At 39.6% G+C, this 15167-nt stretch carries 14 protein-coding genes; 9 read left to right on the top strand and 5 right to left on the bottom strand.

Features of this window, described 5'->3' with window-relative positions; translation table 11 throughout:
* The first annotated feature begins 26 nt into the window (after window positions 1-26).
* From rsmI to AAH582_RS05215, 4 genes are all read left to right on the top strand, one after another.
* Entirely contained in the window at window positions 27-692 is a 666-nt protein-coding gene (rsmI, locus tag AAH582_RS05230; RefSeq protein WP_083663502.1) for a 16S rRNA (cytidine(1402)-2'-O)-methyltransferase, read from the top strand.
* 36 nt (window positions 693-728) lie between these two features.
* Window positions 729-1490: a PH domain-containing protein gene (locus tag AAH582_RS05225; protein ID WP_343321382.1), complete on the top strand. Its 762-nt coding sequence runs from the start codon at window positions 729-731 to the stop codon at window positions 1488-1490.
* Window positions 1491-1513: 23 nt separating this feature from the next.
* Window positions 1514-3139 carry an apolipoprotein N-acyltransferase gene (gene lnt, locus AAH582_RS05220; RefSeq protein ID WP_343321381.1) on the top strand — a complete coding sequence of 542 codons (1626 nt, stop codon included), beginning with the start codon at window positions 1514-1516 and terminating at the stop codon, window positions 3137-3139.
* A 210-nt stretch (window positions 3140-3349) separates the two neighbouring features.
* Window positions 3350-4486, top strand: coding sequence for a cysteine desulfurase family protein (locus tag AAH582_RS05215; protein WP_343321380.1), 1137 nt, complete (start codon window positions 3350-3352; stop codon window positions 4484-4486).
* Window positions 4487-5064: 578 nt separating this feature from the next.
* On the opposite strand, the gene AAH582_RS05210 is transcribed toward AAH582_RS05215, so the two are convergent.
* Together AAH582_RS05210 and AAH582_RS05205 are read right to left on the bottom strand one after the other, a co-directional pair.
* Complete coding sequence (locus tag AAH582_RS05210) at window positions 5065-5484, bottom strand: copper resistance protein NlpE (protein WP_046674006.1); 420 nt, start codon at window positions 5482-5484, stop codon at window positions 5065-5067.
* Window positions 5485-5568: 84 nt separating this feature from the next.
* Window positions 5569-5901: a tetratricopeptide repeat protein gene (locus tag AAH582_RS05205; protein ID WP_046674005.1), complete on the bottom strand. Its 333-nt coding sequence runs from the start codon at window positions 5899-5901 to the stop codon at window positions 5569-5571.
* Window positions 5902-6302: 401 nt separating this feature from the next.
* Here AAH582_RS05205 and AAH582_RS05200 point away from each other — a divergent pair, with 401 nt between their 5' ends.
* The 5 genes from AAH582_RS05200 to AAH582_RS05180 all read left to right on the top strand — a co-directional run bounded on the left by AAH582_RS05200 (window position 6303) and on the right by AAH582_RS05180 (window position 11558).
* Window positions 6303-7040 (top strand): electron transfer flavoprotein subunit beta/FixA family protein, encoded by a 738-nt coding sequence (locus tag AAH582_RS05200; protein ID WP_046674004.1) that lies wholly within the window; start codon window positions 6303-6305, stop codon window positions 7038-7040.
* A gap of 20 nt (window positions 7041-7060) precedes the next feature.
* Window positions 7061-8035, top strand: a complete 975-nt coding sequence (locus AAH582_RS05195) for an electron transfer flavoprotein subunit alpha/FixB family protein (RefSeq protein ID WP_343321379.1) — start codon at window positions 7061-7063, stop codon at window positions 8033-8035.
* A 115-nt stretch (window positions 8036-8150) separates the two neighbouring features.
* Entirely contained in the window at window positions 8151-8777 is a 627-nt protein-coding gene (locus tag AAH582_RS05190) for a bifunctional nuclease domain-containing protein (RefSeq protein ID WP_046674002.1), read from the top strand.
* Window positions 8778-8822: 45 nt separating this feature from the next.
* The gene (locus tag AAH582_RS05185; protein WP_046674001.1) at window positions 8823-10193 is read left to right on the top strand and encodes a nucleoside permease; all 1371 of its coding nucleotides are present in this window, start codon (window positions 8823-8825) and stop codon (window positions 10191-10193) included.
* A 39-nt stretch (window positions 10194-10232) separates the two neighbouring features.
* The gene (locus tag AAH582_RS05180; protein ID WP_343321378.1) at window positions 10233-11558 is read left to right on the top strand and encodes a mechanosensitive ion channel family protein; all 1326 of its coding nucleotides are present in this window, start codon (window positions 10233-10235) and stop codon (window positions 11556-11558) included.
* A gap of 405 nt (window positions 11559-11963) precedes the next feature.
* Here AAH582_RS05180 and AAH582_RS05175 read toward each other — a convergent pair whose 3' ends face one another.
* From AAH582_RS05175 to AAH582_RS05165, 3 genes are all read right to left on the bottom strand, one after another.
* Complete coding sequence (locus tag AAH582_RS05175) at window positions 11964-13523, bottom strand: calcineurin-like phosphoesterase family protein (RefSeq protein WP_343321377.1); 1560 nt, start codon at window positions 13521-13523, stop codon at window positions 11964-11966.
* 348 nt (window positions 13524-13871) lie between these two features.
* The gene (locus AAH582_RS05170; RefSeq protein WP_343321376.1) at window positions 13872-14375 is read right to left on the bottom strand and encodes a hypothetical protein; all 504 of its coding nucleotides are present in this window, start codon (window positions 14373-14375) and stop codon (window positions 13872-13874) included.
* A gap of 91 nt (window positions 14376-14466) precedes the next feature.
* Entirely contained in the window at window positions 14467-15039 is a 573-nt protein-coding gene (locus AAH582_RS05165) for a C40 family peptidase (protein WP_046673998.1), read from the bottom strand.
* Window positions 15040-15167 lie beyond the last annotated feature (128 nt).

Genomic DNA, 15167 nt, shown 5'->3' with positions numbered 1-15167 from the left:
ATAGTAAAAAAAACTTAACTTTGACCATGTTATATTTAGTTCCAACACCTATTGGCAATCTGGAGGACATGACGTTCCGTGCGATCAATGTCCTGAAAGAAGTGGACCTCATCTTGGCAGAGGACACAAGGACCAGCGCTCCGCTTTTGAAGCATTTTGGAATCGACAAAAAAGTATTTGCGCATCATCAGCACAATGAACATAAAGCGGTATCAGAAATCATTAAATTCTTGAAAGAAGGGCAAAACATTGCATTGATTTCGGACGCAGGGACACCGGCGATCTCAGATCCGGGTTTTTTATTGGTACGTGAGGCGATCAAAGAAGGACTCGAAGTGCAGTGCTTACCAGGCGCAACAGCATTCGTACCCGCGCTTGTCAATTCGGGGCTTCCCAACGACCGTTTTTGCTTTGAAGGCTTTCTACCCGTAAAAAAAGGGAGACAAACACGCTTAAAAGCTTTGGCAGAAGAAAAAAGAACGATGATCTTCTACGAGTCGCCACATCGTATTCTCAAAACCATCGAAGAATTTATCACCGTTTTTGGAGCTGAAAGACAAGCTTCGATATCGCGAGAACTAAGCAAACTTTATGAAGAAAATGTTCGCGGGACATTAACTGATTTAAAATTACACTTTGAAAACAATCCGATTAAAGGAGAATTTGTATTTTGTGTAGCAGGATTGGAATAAATTTTGACAATCTTTAGGTATTAAAAAGTATTTGACATGAACATGGAACAATTTGCACAGGATGGGCAGGACATAAAAATCATTGAAAAATTGGTGACTAAAGTCCAAGATATGCTTACTCCAGGAGAAAAAATAGATTATATTGCAGTTCAAAAGAAACCTGCTGTAACCATTTTACCGGATAGTATCACGATTAGTAATAAACGCATTTTTATGTGCGAATTTACCAAACTGGGCTTGGCGACTGATTTTGAAATCTTTGGCTGGCAAGACATCAAGGATATCGCCTTCAAAGAGGAGATATTTGGTTCAAAAGTGACCGTTATCCCTTTTACAGGAGAAAATCTGAGCATAGATTATATCCCGAAAGTTCAAGCAAGAAAGCTTTATCAATATATTAAAGCTGCACTTGAAAATTATAAAAAAGCCGAACTGGCCGCCGAAAAAGAAAAAATAGTCATTGCTCCAACAGTTGCAAAGGAAGTGATCATCGAGCGACAAGAAAGTAATACAGCGGTTCAGCCAGCAGTTAAAGCGCCTGCTCCGTCGGCACCACAGTCCTACGTATCGGGCCAGCAAACTCCACCGGCGTCAATTCAGGCACAGCAACCGACCGGATCACCCCCTACTGTTCCTCCCGTTTCGGCAGCCCCTATCGTCCCACCCGCTCCCGCCAAAGAAGAGGAAGATGATGAGATTACCTTAAAGCTCAAAAAATTAAAAACACTCTTCGACAAACAATTGATTACCCAAGAGGAATACGAGAGTAAAAAGAGAGAAGTTTTATCCAGTTTATAATCATAAATGGGAGAAAATATATAGTGAAAAATAACTATCTACTGGCACTTTTAAGTGCCTTTTTATTGTGGTTCGGCTGGCCTCCAATCCCCTATTCCAGTCCACTGTTATTTATTGGGTTTGTGCCACTACTCATTGCAGTGGAAAATATTATCCGGAGTGAAACTTTCAAAAAGAAAGGCCGAAAAATATTTCTTACTGCAGGACTCACCGCAGTTATCTGGAACACGGCCTCCATTTACTGGGTATACAACTCCATTTCGGCAGTTATGCCGCCTTTTGCAGCTGTTATCATCAGTCTGATCCCTTTTTGCCTTGGCGCCGCTTTAATGGCGCTGGCGCTCAGGCTATATATGCAATTACGACGTAAAACGAACATCCTGTTATCCCTTTTCGGATTAATGGGATTCTGGATAAGCTATGAATTTCTACACGAATCCTGGGATTTAGCCTTCCCCTGGATGACTTTGGGTAATGGTTTCGCCAATTTCCATCAATTGATCCAATGGTATGACATCACAGGGGTCTATGGCGGAACAATATGGATCTGGCTGGTCAATATCTTAGTATTTACACTTTACCTCAATCGAAAAGGACTTTATCCGATCAAACATAAGATTGTCCCGATTGCTTCTTTGGCTGCAGTCTTATTAATTCCCAGTACCTACTCGCTGATACGTTACTTCAACTACGAAGAACATCAGAATCCGGCACAGATTGTCGTCGTACAGCCTAATATTGACCCTTATATTAAATTCAATTTAAGTCCTGAAGAACAATTAAATACCTTATTCTCTTTATCAAATTCGGTCGCCAAACCCAATACAGAGTTTTTTATCTGGCCTGAAACTGCGCTTTCACAGAACGGCGATTTTGATGAGGAAAACTTTAGGGAAACTTATTCTTACCAGCGCATTTTAAAATTTTTAGATCAATATAAAAATGGCAATGTACTTTCCGGTATTGAAAGTTATCAATTGTACAACTATGCAAAAACACCTACTGCGCGTGAAATAGCTCCTAATGTATACCAAGATAATTTCAATGCTGCAACATTGATCGATTACTCCTCCAAACTACAGTTTTATCATAAGTCCAAACTCGTGCCGGGCGTAGAGCAAATGCCTTTTGGCGCAGCGATGAACTTCCTGAAACCTTTATTTAAAGCATTCGGCGGTACGACAGGTGGCTACGGAAAACAGACTGAACCTTCGGTATTCTATGCCCAGAGCGGTATTGGTGCCGCCCCCGTAATCTGTTACGAATCCATCTGGGGAAATTATGTTTCCAAGTACGTCAAGAAAGGCGCTCAGTTTATAGCGATCATCACCAACGACGGCTGGTGGGGCAATACTTCGGGTAAAGACCAGCATTTACAGTATGCCAAACTGCGCGCGATTGAAAACAGGCGCTGGGTTGCCCGATCAGCAAATACAGGGATTTCAGGCTTTATCAATCAACGTGGCGATATTGTACAACAGACCAAATGGTGGCAGCCTGCAGCCCTAAATCAGGAAATTAATTTAAATGAAGAAATTACGTTCTACACGAAAGCGGGTGATATCGCTGCCTACTTGGGTTTGGCGCTCGCACTAGGAGGAATGATAATACTCATCTTCGTCAGACCAAAAAAGAACTTATCTAAATAGAAACGTGGCGCCAAACTGAAATAATAGATTGGCGCTATTTTTTTAATCATAACTGAAAAATACGCATCTTATTCCTTTCCAGGCAAAAAGAGCCTAATTCTGATGAGCCCCCGCTATGCCAGCACTATCATCTATAATTAGGAAAATAAAATGATAAAAATAAGTCATTTAATACCTTCAATTTACTTGAGAGATTTGTAATTTTGCAGCATGCAAGTATATTTTGATAATGCAGCGACTACAGCCTTAGATCCTGAAGTAATAAAAGTAATGGTCGATGTGATGGACAATAACTTTGGAAATCCATCTTCTATCCATAGTCACGGACGACAAGTAAAAACAATTGTAGAAAAAGCACGTAAAACGATTGCCAATCTACTTCATGTATCTCCGGCAGAGATATTCTTCACATCGGGTGGAACCGAGGCGGACAATATGGCTATCGTTCGGTCAATCGCCGACTTTGGGATAACCCATGCCATCACCTCACCGATAGAGCACCATGCTGTATTACATACGTTAGAGGAGCTTGAAAAAGCCGGTAAGGTGCACCTCGACTTATTGGAAGTTGACGGAAAAGGTAATTTAAATCTCAACCAGCTGGAAGAACTTTTAAGTACCAATCCGCGTACCTTCGTTTCCATTATGCATGCCAATAATGAGATCGGAAATCTCAACGATATTCAACGTATCTCCGAGTTATGCCAAAAGTATAATGCGATATTCCATTCGGACACTGTACAGACCATGGGGCATTATCCACATGATCTTGGTAGCCTCAAAATAGATTTTATAACAGGGGCTGCCCATAAATTCCATGGCCCGAAAGGAGTTGGTTTTCTTTACATCAATGCGAATAACAAGATTAAACCGTTAATCTATGGTGGAGCACAAGAGCGCAACATGCGTGGTGGAACAGAAAATGTCTATGGAATAGCGGGTCTTGCCAAAGCTTTAGAACTTGCCTATGAGCACATGGAAGAACACCACGCTTATATTCAAGGACTCAAATCTTATATGATCGACGAGTTGCAAAAAGCAATTCCTGAGATTGATTTTAACGGTGTTATTGAACCTGATAAATCACTGTATACCGTACTAAATGTTTCTTTCCCATGTAGTGACCTTGCCGACATGCTTTTGTTCAACCTGGATATTGCGGGTATATCCTGCTCTGGTGGCAGTGCATGCAGTTCAGGAACAGATATAGGCTCGCATGTATTGGGTGCAATCAAATCCAGCTCGGAACGACCTTCAGTTCGTTTTTCATTCTGCAAGCATAACACCAAAGAAGAAGTTGACTTCGTCGTAGCAACCTTAAAAGAACTTTGCACTAAAAACAACTAATATTTTAATAGTTGACAACAGACAACGAATAAAATCGCTCAATGTAGAGCTAATTAAAAATTCAAGCAAGAATTCTTAATTAGCTCTACATTGAGTTAGATAAGTTTAATCTTGCTCCAGCGCGCTATTAGAGCAGCAAGCTGGAGTAAGAGGACTTCCTCATCCAACAGCAAGTTACACTGCATATTTGTATTCGCTAAACCGTTCTGGATACGTCCTCCCCCATTTTCGACAACTACCCTAATTACCTGAACTTATCCATCATACCAACTGATGTCTAATAACAATTTTCAATCAGTTTTTAGACAGTGATCAGTCACTCATTATTCAGTTCATACTGAGCAAGCACTGAACGAGCACTGAACAATCACTGAACAATCACTGAACAAGCACTGTTAAAAGAGCCTATTTGATCCTAACTTGATGCGATTAAAAATTAAAGAGAAGAAGGGAAGAAAACTTTCTGTATAATCCCAATTAAAGATTGTAATACTGGAAAAAGTGAATAATTTCAAAAAAATAAAAAAGCCGAAAATAGATTCGGCTTTTTTATTCTTCATACATCTTTTATGCTAGATTCAATTTTTTGTCAAGACATAATATCTGGAAATATCTCCCGTAATGTCATTTCCGGAAAGATCCAATTGACTCAGTATTCGATTTCCTAATTTAAACTTATAGTCGACGCCGTCCAGTGTAATGATGTTGCCATCCAATTTCCATTTTCCTTCACGCATAAACACATCATCACTTTTATTAAGGTATTTAGATGAATATTGGTAGGTGTTGTCCGCATGCAATGAAATAAGTGTTTCTATACCATCACAATCCGCACAAGGCATCACACCTTTGTATTCACCAATCACTACTTCCGCCTTATCCCTACCTTTTAGGTCCTGTAAATTATCTTTATAGACCGCAACACTTTGTTTGGGATTATCACATCCCACCATTCCAATTGTCAATAACAAACCCACAATCCAAATATACCTTTTCATCTCATTCCAAATTCAAAAAAATCAGCATCTAACAGTTACACCAATAAATTCATAACAAATTAAATACCAAAAATTTAGAAAAGATTAAAAATCATCTTCATCATCGTCTGTCAAGAATGACAGTGCACCTTGTAACTCGCCCAAAGCATGGAAATTACGCGTCTTGCGAGCGATCTCAATCCCGGATCTATAGGTATTAATCGCGGACTCCTGTCTATTCAGTTTTTCGTACAATTTACCCAAATGATAATACGTTCCTACATAATCTGGATTCGTATGTACTAAATTCTCAAATCTTACCATGGCCTCTTGTTCATCTTCCTGCTTGAGATATTCAGCTGCAATCGCGTATTTTAAAAATGGATCTTCGGGGCTCTCTTTCAAAAATTCATTCAGTTGATCCAATCGTGTCGACATATCTTTTTTATTTCAAACTTAGACAAATTGCATATTATATGCAATTTAATTGTATATCCATTAAAACAATTCCCCGCTTCTCCATATCACACGAAAGGTTCTTGTAAACAGGAACCCCGAATGAGGTGCGATGTTATATAAAATTACTATGCTAGCATATAAAATGACAATTTACTGACGTAATAAATCTATTGTCAAGAACCGGCTATTTAAAATAAAAAATTACAAAAAAGACAACAAAACACCTCAATATTATATCACATCAAAAAAAATACAAGAAAACAACTGGCAAAATTACAAATTCATCAAAATCACAAGACAACTTTTTAACAGCATTTAAAACGCCTTAGCACTTTTTAATTGAAAGAAAATATGGTAAGTTTGAGTAAAACCAATCGTATATGAAAATATTAGTTTGTATAAGTAATGTCCCTGACACTACATCCAAAATCACTTTTACAAATGACAACACTGCATTTAATACAGCTGGTGTACAATTCATTATAAACCCTTATGATGAAATTGCTTTATCCAAAGCAGTTGAGTTGGCCGAAGGTGGAAAAGGAACCGTAACTGTCATCAATGTGGGCGATGCATCTACTGATGCAACCATTCGAAAAGCATTGGCAATTGGTGCAGACAATGCTGTACGGATTAACGCCGTTCCGCGCGATGCTTGGTTTGTTGCGAATCAGATAGCACAATATGCCAAAGACAATGCATTTGATTTGATCTTAACCGGCCGCGAATCAATCGACTATAACGGTGCTCAAGTGGGAGCAATCGTAGGAGAACTGCTGCATATCCCTTCTGTTTCCATTGCCAAAAAAGTTGACATTGCAGGCGACGCAGTCACAGTTGAGCGCGAGATTGAAGGTGGAAAAGAAGTATTGACAGCAAAGCTACCCATCGTCATTGGCACTGCCGAAGGTGTTGCCGACCCCAAAATACCGAATATGCGTGGTATTATGAGCGCACGGACCAAACCATTGGATGTGCTGGAACCTTCCGCAATAGACGTTCTTGAACACATTGTCAGCTATGAGACGCCTGCTCCACGGGGTACGGTCAAACTTGTTGACGCTTCCGAGGTAGAAAAATTAGTTTCCCTTCTTCATGATGAAGCTAAAGTTATTTAATCTTTAAACGCTAAAACACTATGTCTATACTCGTATATGTAGAAAATACCGATGGAAAATTCAAAAAATCTGCTTTTGAAGTTGTTTCTTATGCAAAATCCATCGCCGATAACATACAGACTGATCTTGTGGCTATTTCAATCGGAAATGTCGCTGAAGGCGAACTTGCTGGTTTGGGCAAGTACGGTGCTTCCAAAGTATTAAATGTCAATAATGAACAACTTGCTTCTTTTATAAACCAAGCGTATGCAAGCATCATTGCTGAAGCCGTAAAAAGTACCGGTTCAAAAATACTTGTGCTGTCCAACTCATTCTCAGGTAAGGGACTCGCTCCACGTATTGCAGCCAAATTGGAGGCTGGTCTGGCCGATGGCGCACTCGAATTGCCCACAATCAATGGCGACAAACTGACTGTCAAAAAAACAGCGTTCTCCAATAAAGCGTTCGCTACGCTCGAACTAACCTCGGATATAAAAGTCATCGCACTTAGTCCAAATGCATATGAAACAAAAGAGACCGGTGGTAGCGCAAATGTCGAAACTTTTGCTCCGAATATTGACCAAACAGATTTTACAACTATGGTCAAAGAGATTGTTCGTGCAACAGACAAAATATCCCTACCGGAAGCTGAAATCGTCGTCTCTGCCGGCCGTGGTCTAAAAGGACCTGAAAACTGGGGGATAATTGAAGAACTCGCCGATGTGCTTGGCGCAGCTACAGCCTGTTCAAAACCAGTATCCGATGCTGGCTGGCGCCCGCATTCGGAACACGTAGGCCAAACAGGTATTGTAGTGAGTCCCAATCTCTATATCGCAATTGGTATCTCCGGAGCGATCCAGCATTTGGCGGGGGTAAGCTCTTCTAAAACAATCGTTGTCATCAACAAAGATCCAGAAGCGCCCTTTTTCAAGGTGGCCGACTATGGAATTGTAGGCGATGCCTTCGACGTCGTTCCGAAATTAACGCAGGCATTGAAGGCTTACAAAGGTATTTAAAGCTTTCATCCGATATATTCTCCCCATTTATCCAAAATGAATGGGGAGTTTTTAGTTGTTATAATTGCATATAAAAGCAAATTTATCTAAGTTTGTAGACCGCTTTGGAATTAAAATGAAGAAAATCAGATTAGATATCGTTGGTTTATCCTATAGTCAAACACAGTCTGGGGCTTACGCCCTTGTATTGGGAGAAGTGGAGGGCAACAGAAGATTGCCCATCATCATCGGCAGCCATGAGGCTCAAGCTATTGCTATTCGGATAGAGAAAATGATTCCTAGTCGTCCGCTCACACACGACCTATTTCAATCTTTTGCAGATTCTTTTGGTATTAAACTCATTGAAGTACTGATCTATAATTTGATTGAAGGGATATTTTATGCTAAAATTATCTGTTCCGACGGCAACAAGATTGTAGAAATTGATGCCCGGACATCCGATGCCGTTGCACTGGCTGTACGGTTTGAAGCTCCGATCTATGCCTACGAATTTATTATGTCCTCTGCTGGAATTATCATTGAAGGACATGAGTTTGCATTTTTGGAAAACCTGGACAAATCCAACAAAGTTCAGGATCCAAGTGTTGTTGAGGTCGAAGAAAAAACACCTTCAAAATCCCCACAAAATCCTTTCTCCTCGTTGACAGATGAGCAACTGGAGCAAGCACTTAATCAGGCATTGACCGAAGAAAACTACGAGCAGGCTGCCTTGATTAGGGATGAGATTTCCAAAAGAAAATAACTCCTTTCATTAAAGCGAAATAAAAATTTTAAATAACATCGATTTATGTCTATTAAATTAAGATTGACCATTATGAGCTTCTTTCAGTTCTTTGTCTGGGGAGCATGGTTGATTACAATAGCAAACTATTGGTTTGGCACAAAACAATGGGATGGTACACAATTTGGAGCTATTTTCGCAACCATGGGGATCGCTTCTTTATTTATGCCTACCCTGATGGGAATTATCGCCGATCGTTGGATAAATGCCGAAAGATTATATTTTATCCTTCACTTATGTTATGCGGGTGTTTTATTCTATTTACCGCAAGTAAATGATCCAAACACTTTTTTTTATGCAATGCTAGCGGCGATGTGTTTTTATATGCCCACTTTGGCCCTATCCAACTCCATTGCATATACGGCATTGAATGAAAATAACTACGATTTGGTCAAGGCATTCCCCCCTATCCGGGTATTCGGAACGATAGGCTTTATCGTCGCCATGTGGATCACCAATTTAACCGGCAACAAGGCTACAGCTTACCAATTTTATATCGCCGGAACCGCAGCGCTGGCTTTAAGTCTCTATGCTTTTACGCTACCTAAATGTCCACCAAAAAAGTTACAACAGGAAGATGCTTCCTGGACACAACTATTAGGCTTAGAAGCATTTAAACTTTTCGGAAATTATAAAATGGCTTTATTTTTTATTTTTTCCATGTTCTTGGGGGCCGCACTCCAATTGACCAACGCCTACGGTGATGTATTCTTGGATGAATTTAAATTCTATCCTAAATTTGCAGAATCTTTCGTTGTGAAATATTCGACCATCATTATGTCGATTTCCCAGATATCCGAGACACTATTTATTTTGGCTATTCCATTTTTTCTTAAAAGATTCGGTATAAAAAAGGTCATGCTGATTTCGATGTTAGCCTGGGTATTACGTTTTGGATTATTCTCCTTTGGTGACCCTGCAGGCGGACTTTGGATGATTGTATTATCCTGTATCGTCTATGGTATGGCATTTGACTTCTTTAATATCTCAGGTTCATTATTTGTCGAAACCTCGACAACATCAAGTATACGCAGCTCGGCACAAGGTTTGTTTATGATGATGACAAATGGTTTTGGTGCCGTTGTAGGCAGTTTTGCATCGGGTTGGATCATTGACCACTACTTTACCAAAAGTTTTCAAAACAGCAAAGATCTCGCACAATATTTAGATACAACAATCGACAATACCCACTTCCTACATTTTCTGCAGGAAAAGAGTATCTCAATCTTACCTGACGGCATGTTAAGTGGTAACCTCATGCTAAAAGACTGGCATGACATCTGGCTAGCTTTTGCCATCTACACCTTGGTTATAGCAGTCCTTTTTGCGGTCTTCTTTAGACATAAACACGAGCGTGAACCGCTCAATTCAAAATGACAAAAAGCCGCTAATTGCGGCTTTTTGTATATTTGTAACATGCAAAGCACAGCAACGGAATTATTCAAAGATTCTCAATCCCACATCTATAATTGGACATTTCAATGGATTAAACAACTTGGCCTTGATAATCAGGGCAGTCATTTTGTTAACTCGATCCTTTTACTCCTACTGGTTGTCTTGTTTTTGATCATCATTGACTATTTCACCAAAAGAACATTACTCCTGTTAACAATCAAAGCCATTAGACGCAGCACAAATCGCTTTGATGATCTATTGATCCGCAATAAAACACTGAAACTTGTTGCTCATTTTGTCCCGATCTTAGTGGCACAATATATCATGCCCATTATCTTCATGGGGTTTCCAACCTGGAAAGAAAACAGCAATAAAGTACTTGACATCGCGACGACTGCCGTCAGTTTGCTGATTATTCATTCGCTTCTGAAGAGTTTACGGGATATGCTGCGCATGAAAAAATCTTTTGCCGACAAACCCCTGGAGAGTTATTTACAGGTCTGTCAAATCATCCTATTATTTATCGGTGGGACGATCTGTTTCTCCATACTGACAGGAAAATCTCCCTGGTCCTTCTTATTATCCTTAGGTGCTGCGTCAGCGATATTGATGTTGGTATTCAAAGACACTATACTGGGATTTGTTGCTAGTATACAAGTTTCGGCCAACGACTCCATCCGTGTCGGAGATTGGATAGAGATGCCCAAATATGGCGCCGATGGAACGGTCAAAGAGATTAACCTCAATAATGTAAAAGTACAGAACTTTGATAAGACCATTACGACGATACCGACACATACGCTATTGTCGGATTCGTTCAAAAATTACAGGGGCATGCAGCAGTCGGGCGGTAGGCGCTTAAAGCGGGCCATAAATATCAAAATTTCCACGATTCGATTCTTGGAAAATGAAGAAATTGAAAAACTCAAAAATATACAGATCCTGCGGCCTTATATCGAAGAGCGCGCCAGGACAATTGACCAATTCAACACCCAACAGCAGATAGATCAGTCAAGCCCCATAAACGGTCGCAAAATGACCAATTTAGGGATGTTCAGAGCTTACACACTCACCTATTTACGTCAAAACCCCAATATCCACAAGACCATGCCCCTGATGGTGCGTCAGCTTGCTTCAACCGAACACGGTGTTCCAGTCGAACTTTATTTCTTTGTAAACGATATCCGCTGGGAATATTACGAAGGAATTGTTTCAGATGTATTCGACCACCTATTTGCCGCCACAAAATACTTCGACCTGGAGATCTTTGAAAATCCGGCATCGGATGATTTCCGTCATGTTATGCGGCAACAAAGCCTACATGACTTCGCAGACCGACAACGATAAAAGCGAACGGAATGTTCTTTCTGGCCAATAACATCAGACACTTTCAGAAGAAATACCACGGCCCAACTAAGTGTTCATCTACTAACTAAAGTTCATATACCAAACGAATTGCCCTACAAAACCTTGTCTGTACAAATCGAATGAACTTTAAGAACAGGCCACCCAAAAGCATTTAAATACTGGCGCCGTAATTTAGCCTGAACGGTCCAAAAACAGTGAAAGGTAATCTGGGGAGATTACCTTCACTTTAAAAACAAACTAAATTTTCAGACGTGTTTCACAACAGATCTACACATTAACCCTAACTCTTTATGAATCAAAAATTACTCTACACAAATATAGGATGGTTATGTTAAGTGCATCTTAAGCTATCTTTAAACTTAAAACAACTCTACAAATGGTTATTTATCTCACCTCAATAGTCTTCGTTGCCAGGTGTACTCTATTGAAAAGATCAACCGCCTGAACCTCAATCTGATATTTACCAGCTTTAAGTTTTGGCAAATTAGCCATCCACAAGTGGCTGGATTTTTCAGGGTTTGAAGGTCTACGCGTATTCTTTAATTCAGTTGCTGTATCGTACTTAGCAAGAGAATTTAGAAATGCTGGATCGTTTTCATTGACAAAATCCATTTCCTTCCATTCGCCCTGATTAATTCTATACGTTACCTTGTCACCTTCCTTTCCAATGAAAAAATTAGCGTATATCGGATATCTCTTTGTGTATTTTTCTGGGACTACCGTAGCGCCATATAAATCGATCTGATACGTTGCTGGCTTACCGACAACCTTATAATCAAAACTGTATTGGTTGCCCTCTATTTTTAAAATGGCATACCCTTTTGGTGTACCATCGCGCATTGTAGAAACAGGAATTCCTTTGTCATTCAACTCCCCCGAATACCAGTCGCCAGAGGTTGTACCTACGTTATATTCGTGATGTGGCTTTTCTTGTTTCCATCCGTCTTTTTGTCCATAAAAATATTGCCGCTGAAAGTGTGTATGTGCCGATAAAGACAAGCTGTGCTTAAAGGGAGCCAAAATATCGAACAGACGTTGTCTATCTTCGTTACGAAAGACATCCGAGTTTTGATGATATAAAGGAATGTGAAATGCCAACACAATCAATTTGTCTTTAGCAACGTTTCTTAAGTCATTTTCCACAAAATCAAGCTGATCTTTACGGAATCCGCCTAAATAACCTTTACCTGTCCGTGGATTCGGATAAATGATATTATCAAGAATGATAAAATGCGTATTTCCATAGTTGAACGCATAATTATTGGGGCCAAACGTCCGCTCGAACGATTCATCGGAGAGGCTATCCACTTTAGCATCATAGTTCATATCGTGGTTTCCCATGACATTATACCATGGCAGGCCCATCGTGGAAATCACCGATTTATACTTTGGCTGAAGTGAAAGATCGTCACCTACCAAGTCGCCCAAGCTTATTCCGAATTTCGCAATTGTCTTATCGGAAATTTCATTGATCACACCATTTTTGAAATAGGCCAGTTCTTCCTCCGTGTAAGCCTGTGGATCACCAAAAACAAAAGCTGAAAAATTAGGATCCTCATCTTGTTGATACAATGCAAAATTTACAGCAGCAGGGATTTTTCCTGTAGCAGCAACAGCAGGGTATTTTGAAACTGGACTACCGTTTACCTTATGGATATAATAGAATTTTGGGTGGTTATTTTCATCCAAGGGCAAAGCATAGCCTGTTGGTTTAACCACAAAAATGATGTTGTCATTTCCAACGGGCAATTGGTAATTACCATCTTTATCAGTCGTTGTCACTTCACGCCCGTTACTAACAGAAACAGACGCAATGCCTTGTTCGTTTTTATCTAATTTTCCGTTCTTGTTTACGTCCAGATAAACTTTTCCTTTTGCAAAATCTTGCGCCTGCACAGCGTTTACGCATGCCCAGGAAATTGCTAGTGCCAAAAATGCTTTCATATGAAATTTTGTTTTGGCGCTAAAGTATTCGATTCAGGTTAACGGAGTATAAAGAGAATATAAAGAATTTATCAAAAAAACAAAGGAAGCCATTTAATACTCCTGTATTAATTAATCCATATTTGGCAGTATCGTTATAGGGACCTTATCCGTGTTTTATACGTATTCATCCGAATGAGGTCCCTATCAGGTCCCTATTAGCTCCTATAAAATCCCTATTAGAAATAATATTGTTAGCTACTTAAATCCTTCTTCCACCCTTTGTTTTCAGACGGATATTTGGCACAAAAAAAGAGAAACCATTGCTTTGCTTGATTTCTCTCTTTACCCTTAGGGTTTATTTCTTAACTATCTGGCTTGTGCTGTCGCCAACATGCGGTTGACTTCATCGATCATTGATTTTGCAGCGTCGTGCATACGAGGGTTACCTGCAAAATCTGCATCCAAAGTAATATGCTTGGACTTATCTTTATAGTTGAATTCCAAATAAAAACGTGGGACTTTGGAATTTGTTGAATCCTGCTGCCATTCGGATCCGGTCATATCGGTGTCCAAGTTCCAAAAGCCGAGTTCCATTGCTTTGCGGTGGAGGTATAATAAATCGTCTTTTGTAAATTTTACAGTATCGGTAATTAGAGAATCTTTTTTGTCTAAATATTTATAGATACGTGTTTTTGAATTGTATTCGTTGACCATGTGGTTCGGCTCGCCATATTTGAATTCAATGGATTCAAAATCGGCAAAACGAAAAGGGGCATTTTTGATCATATTACTGTAGTAATAAACACAATACATCAAAAACGGCACAATAATACAAAGGCCCAAAAAAATCTTCTTACTCTTGATTGTCATTTCTATAAAATTTTGACAAAAATAAGGATTTATACAGGGTATAAAAGTTTATATCAAGATATGACATAAAACCTACATGAAATTCACGCGTTTAGATATTGGGAGAGCCCGCGTCAACAAAGGTCTTCGCATACCAACTGTCGGAAAGATCAGAGATAATAACACCTTTGCGGGTCGAAACATGAACGAACTTGTTATTATGCAGGTATACACCAACATGATCTATTCCATTTCGTCCGAAAGAAAAAAACACGAGATCTCCTTCTTCAAGTTTATCGACCTTTTTTCTCTTTACTATTCCTTCCATGTCACGCGAAGTCCGCGGCAAATTCCCTTTGTATACTTCAATATAGAGCAAATTAACAAATCCCGAGCAATCTACCCCCGATTTGGTCTGTCCACCCATACGATGCGGTATCCCCATCCAATCGTCAATAAAGGAATAAAGGTGCGGATTTAATTTTTTGGTACTCACATTGAGTAAGTCTGCATAATTGTCAAGTTTGGATCCCGAAAAAGTTTTTCCACGCGCTGAGCTCGCATCTGTCAAAACCGAACCATTGGAAGAATGTGTTTTTGAGCTAAGTACCTTTTTCTTCGTTGAACAACTGCTCAAAAATAGAACTGCACCTAAAAAGAAGATAAAATAAGATCTGACACCCATGCTGTTCGATTTACGTTCTTGCTTAACAAACTTACTTGCATAACAAACTTAATTAAATTGCTGTTGATATCCAATAAATTTGCCTACTGCTAAAAAACAATTTACTCCGATGACTTCTGCTATAAAAC

The organism is Sphingobacterium multivorum, assembly GCF_039511225.1.
Taxonomy (GTDB): domain Bacteria; phylum Bacteroidota; class Bacteroidia; order Sphingobacteriales; family Sphingobacteriaceae; genus Sphingobacterium.
Note: the sequence above shows the minus strand (reverse complement) of the source record. Positions and strands in the feature narration are given on the sequence as shown.

What these genes read in the sequence shown, in the direction of transcription:
- rsmI (WP_083663502.1), top strand. Translation starts at nt 27, where the DNA reads ATGTTATATTTAGTTCCAACACCTATTGGCAATCTGGAGGACATGACG.
- AAH582_RS05225 (WP_343321382.1), top strand. Translation starts at nt 729, where the DNA reads ATGAACATGGAACAATTTGCACAGGATGGGCAGGACATAAAAATCATT.
- AAH582_RS05215 (WP_343321380.1), top strand. Translation starts at nt 3,350, where the DNA reads ATGCAAGTATATTTTGATAATGCAGCGACTACAGCCTTAGATCCTGAA.
- AAH582_RS05210 (WP_046674006.1), bottom strand. Translation starts at nt 5,484, where the DNA reads ATGAAAAGGTATATTTGGATTGTGGGTTTGTTATTGACAATTGGAATG.
- AAH582_RS05205 (WP_046674005.1), bottom strand. Translation starts at nt 5,901, where the DNA reads ATGTCGACACGATTGGATCAACTGAATGAATTTTTGAAAGAGAGCCCC.
- AAH582_RS05200 (WP_046674004.1), top strand. Translation starts at nt 6,303, where the DNA reads ATGAAAATATTAGTTTGTATAAGTAATGTCCCTGACACTACATCCAAA.
- AAH582_RS05195 (WP_343321379.1), top strand. Translation starts at nt 7,061, where the DNA reads ATGTCTATACTCGTATATGTAGAAAATACCGATGGAAAATTCAAAAAA.
- AAH582_RS05190 (WP_046674002.1), top strand. Translation starts at nt 8,151, where the DNA reads ATGAAGAAAATCAGATTAGATATCGTTGGTTTATCCTATAGTCAAACA.
- AAH582_RS05185 (WP_046674001.1), top strand. Translation starts at nt 8,823, where the DNA reads ATGTCTATTAAATTAAGATTGACCATTATGAGCTTCTTTCAGTTCTTT.
- AAH582_RS05180 (WP_343321378.1), top strand. Translation starts at nt 10,233, where the DNA reads ATGCAAAGCACAGCAACGGAATTATTCAAAGATTCTCAATCCCACATC.
- AAH582_RS05175 (WP_343321377.1), bottom strand. Translation starts at nt 13,523, where the DNA reads ATGAAAGCATTTTTGGCACTAGCAATTTCCTGGGCATGCGTAAACGCT.
- AAH582_RS05170 (WP_343321376.1), bottom strand. Translation starts at nt 14,375, where the DNA reads ATGACAATCAAGAGTAAGAAGATTTTTTTGGGCCTTTGTATTATTGTG.
- AAH582_RS05165 (WP_046673998.1), bottom strand. Translation starts at nt 15,039, where the DNA reads ATGGGTGTCAGATCTTATTTTATCTTCTTTTTAGGTGCAGTTCTATTT.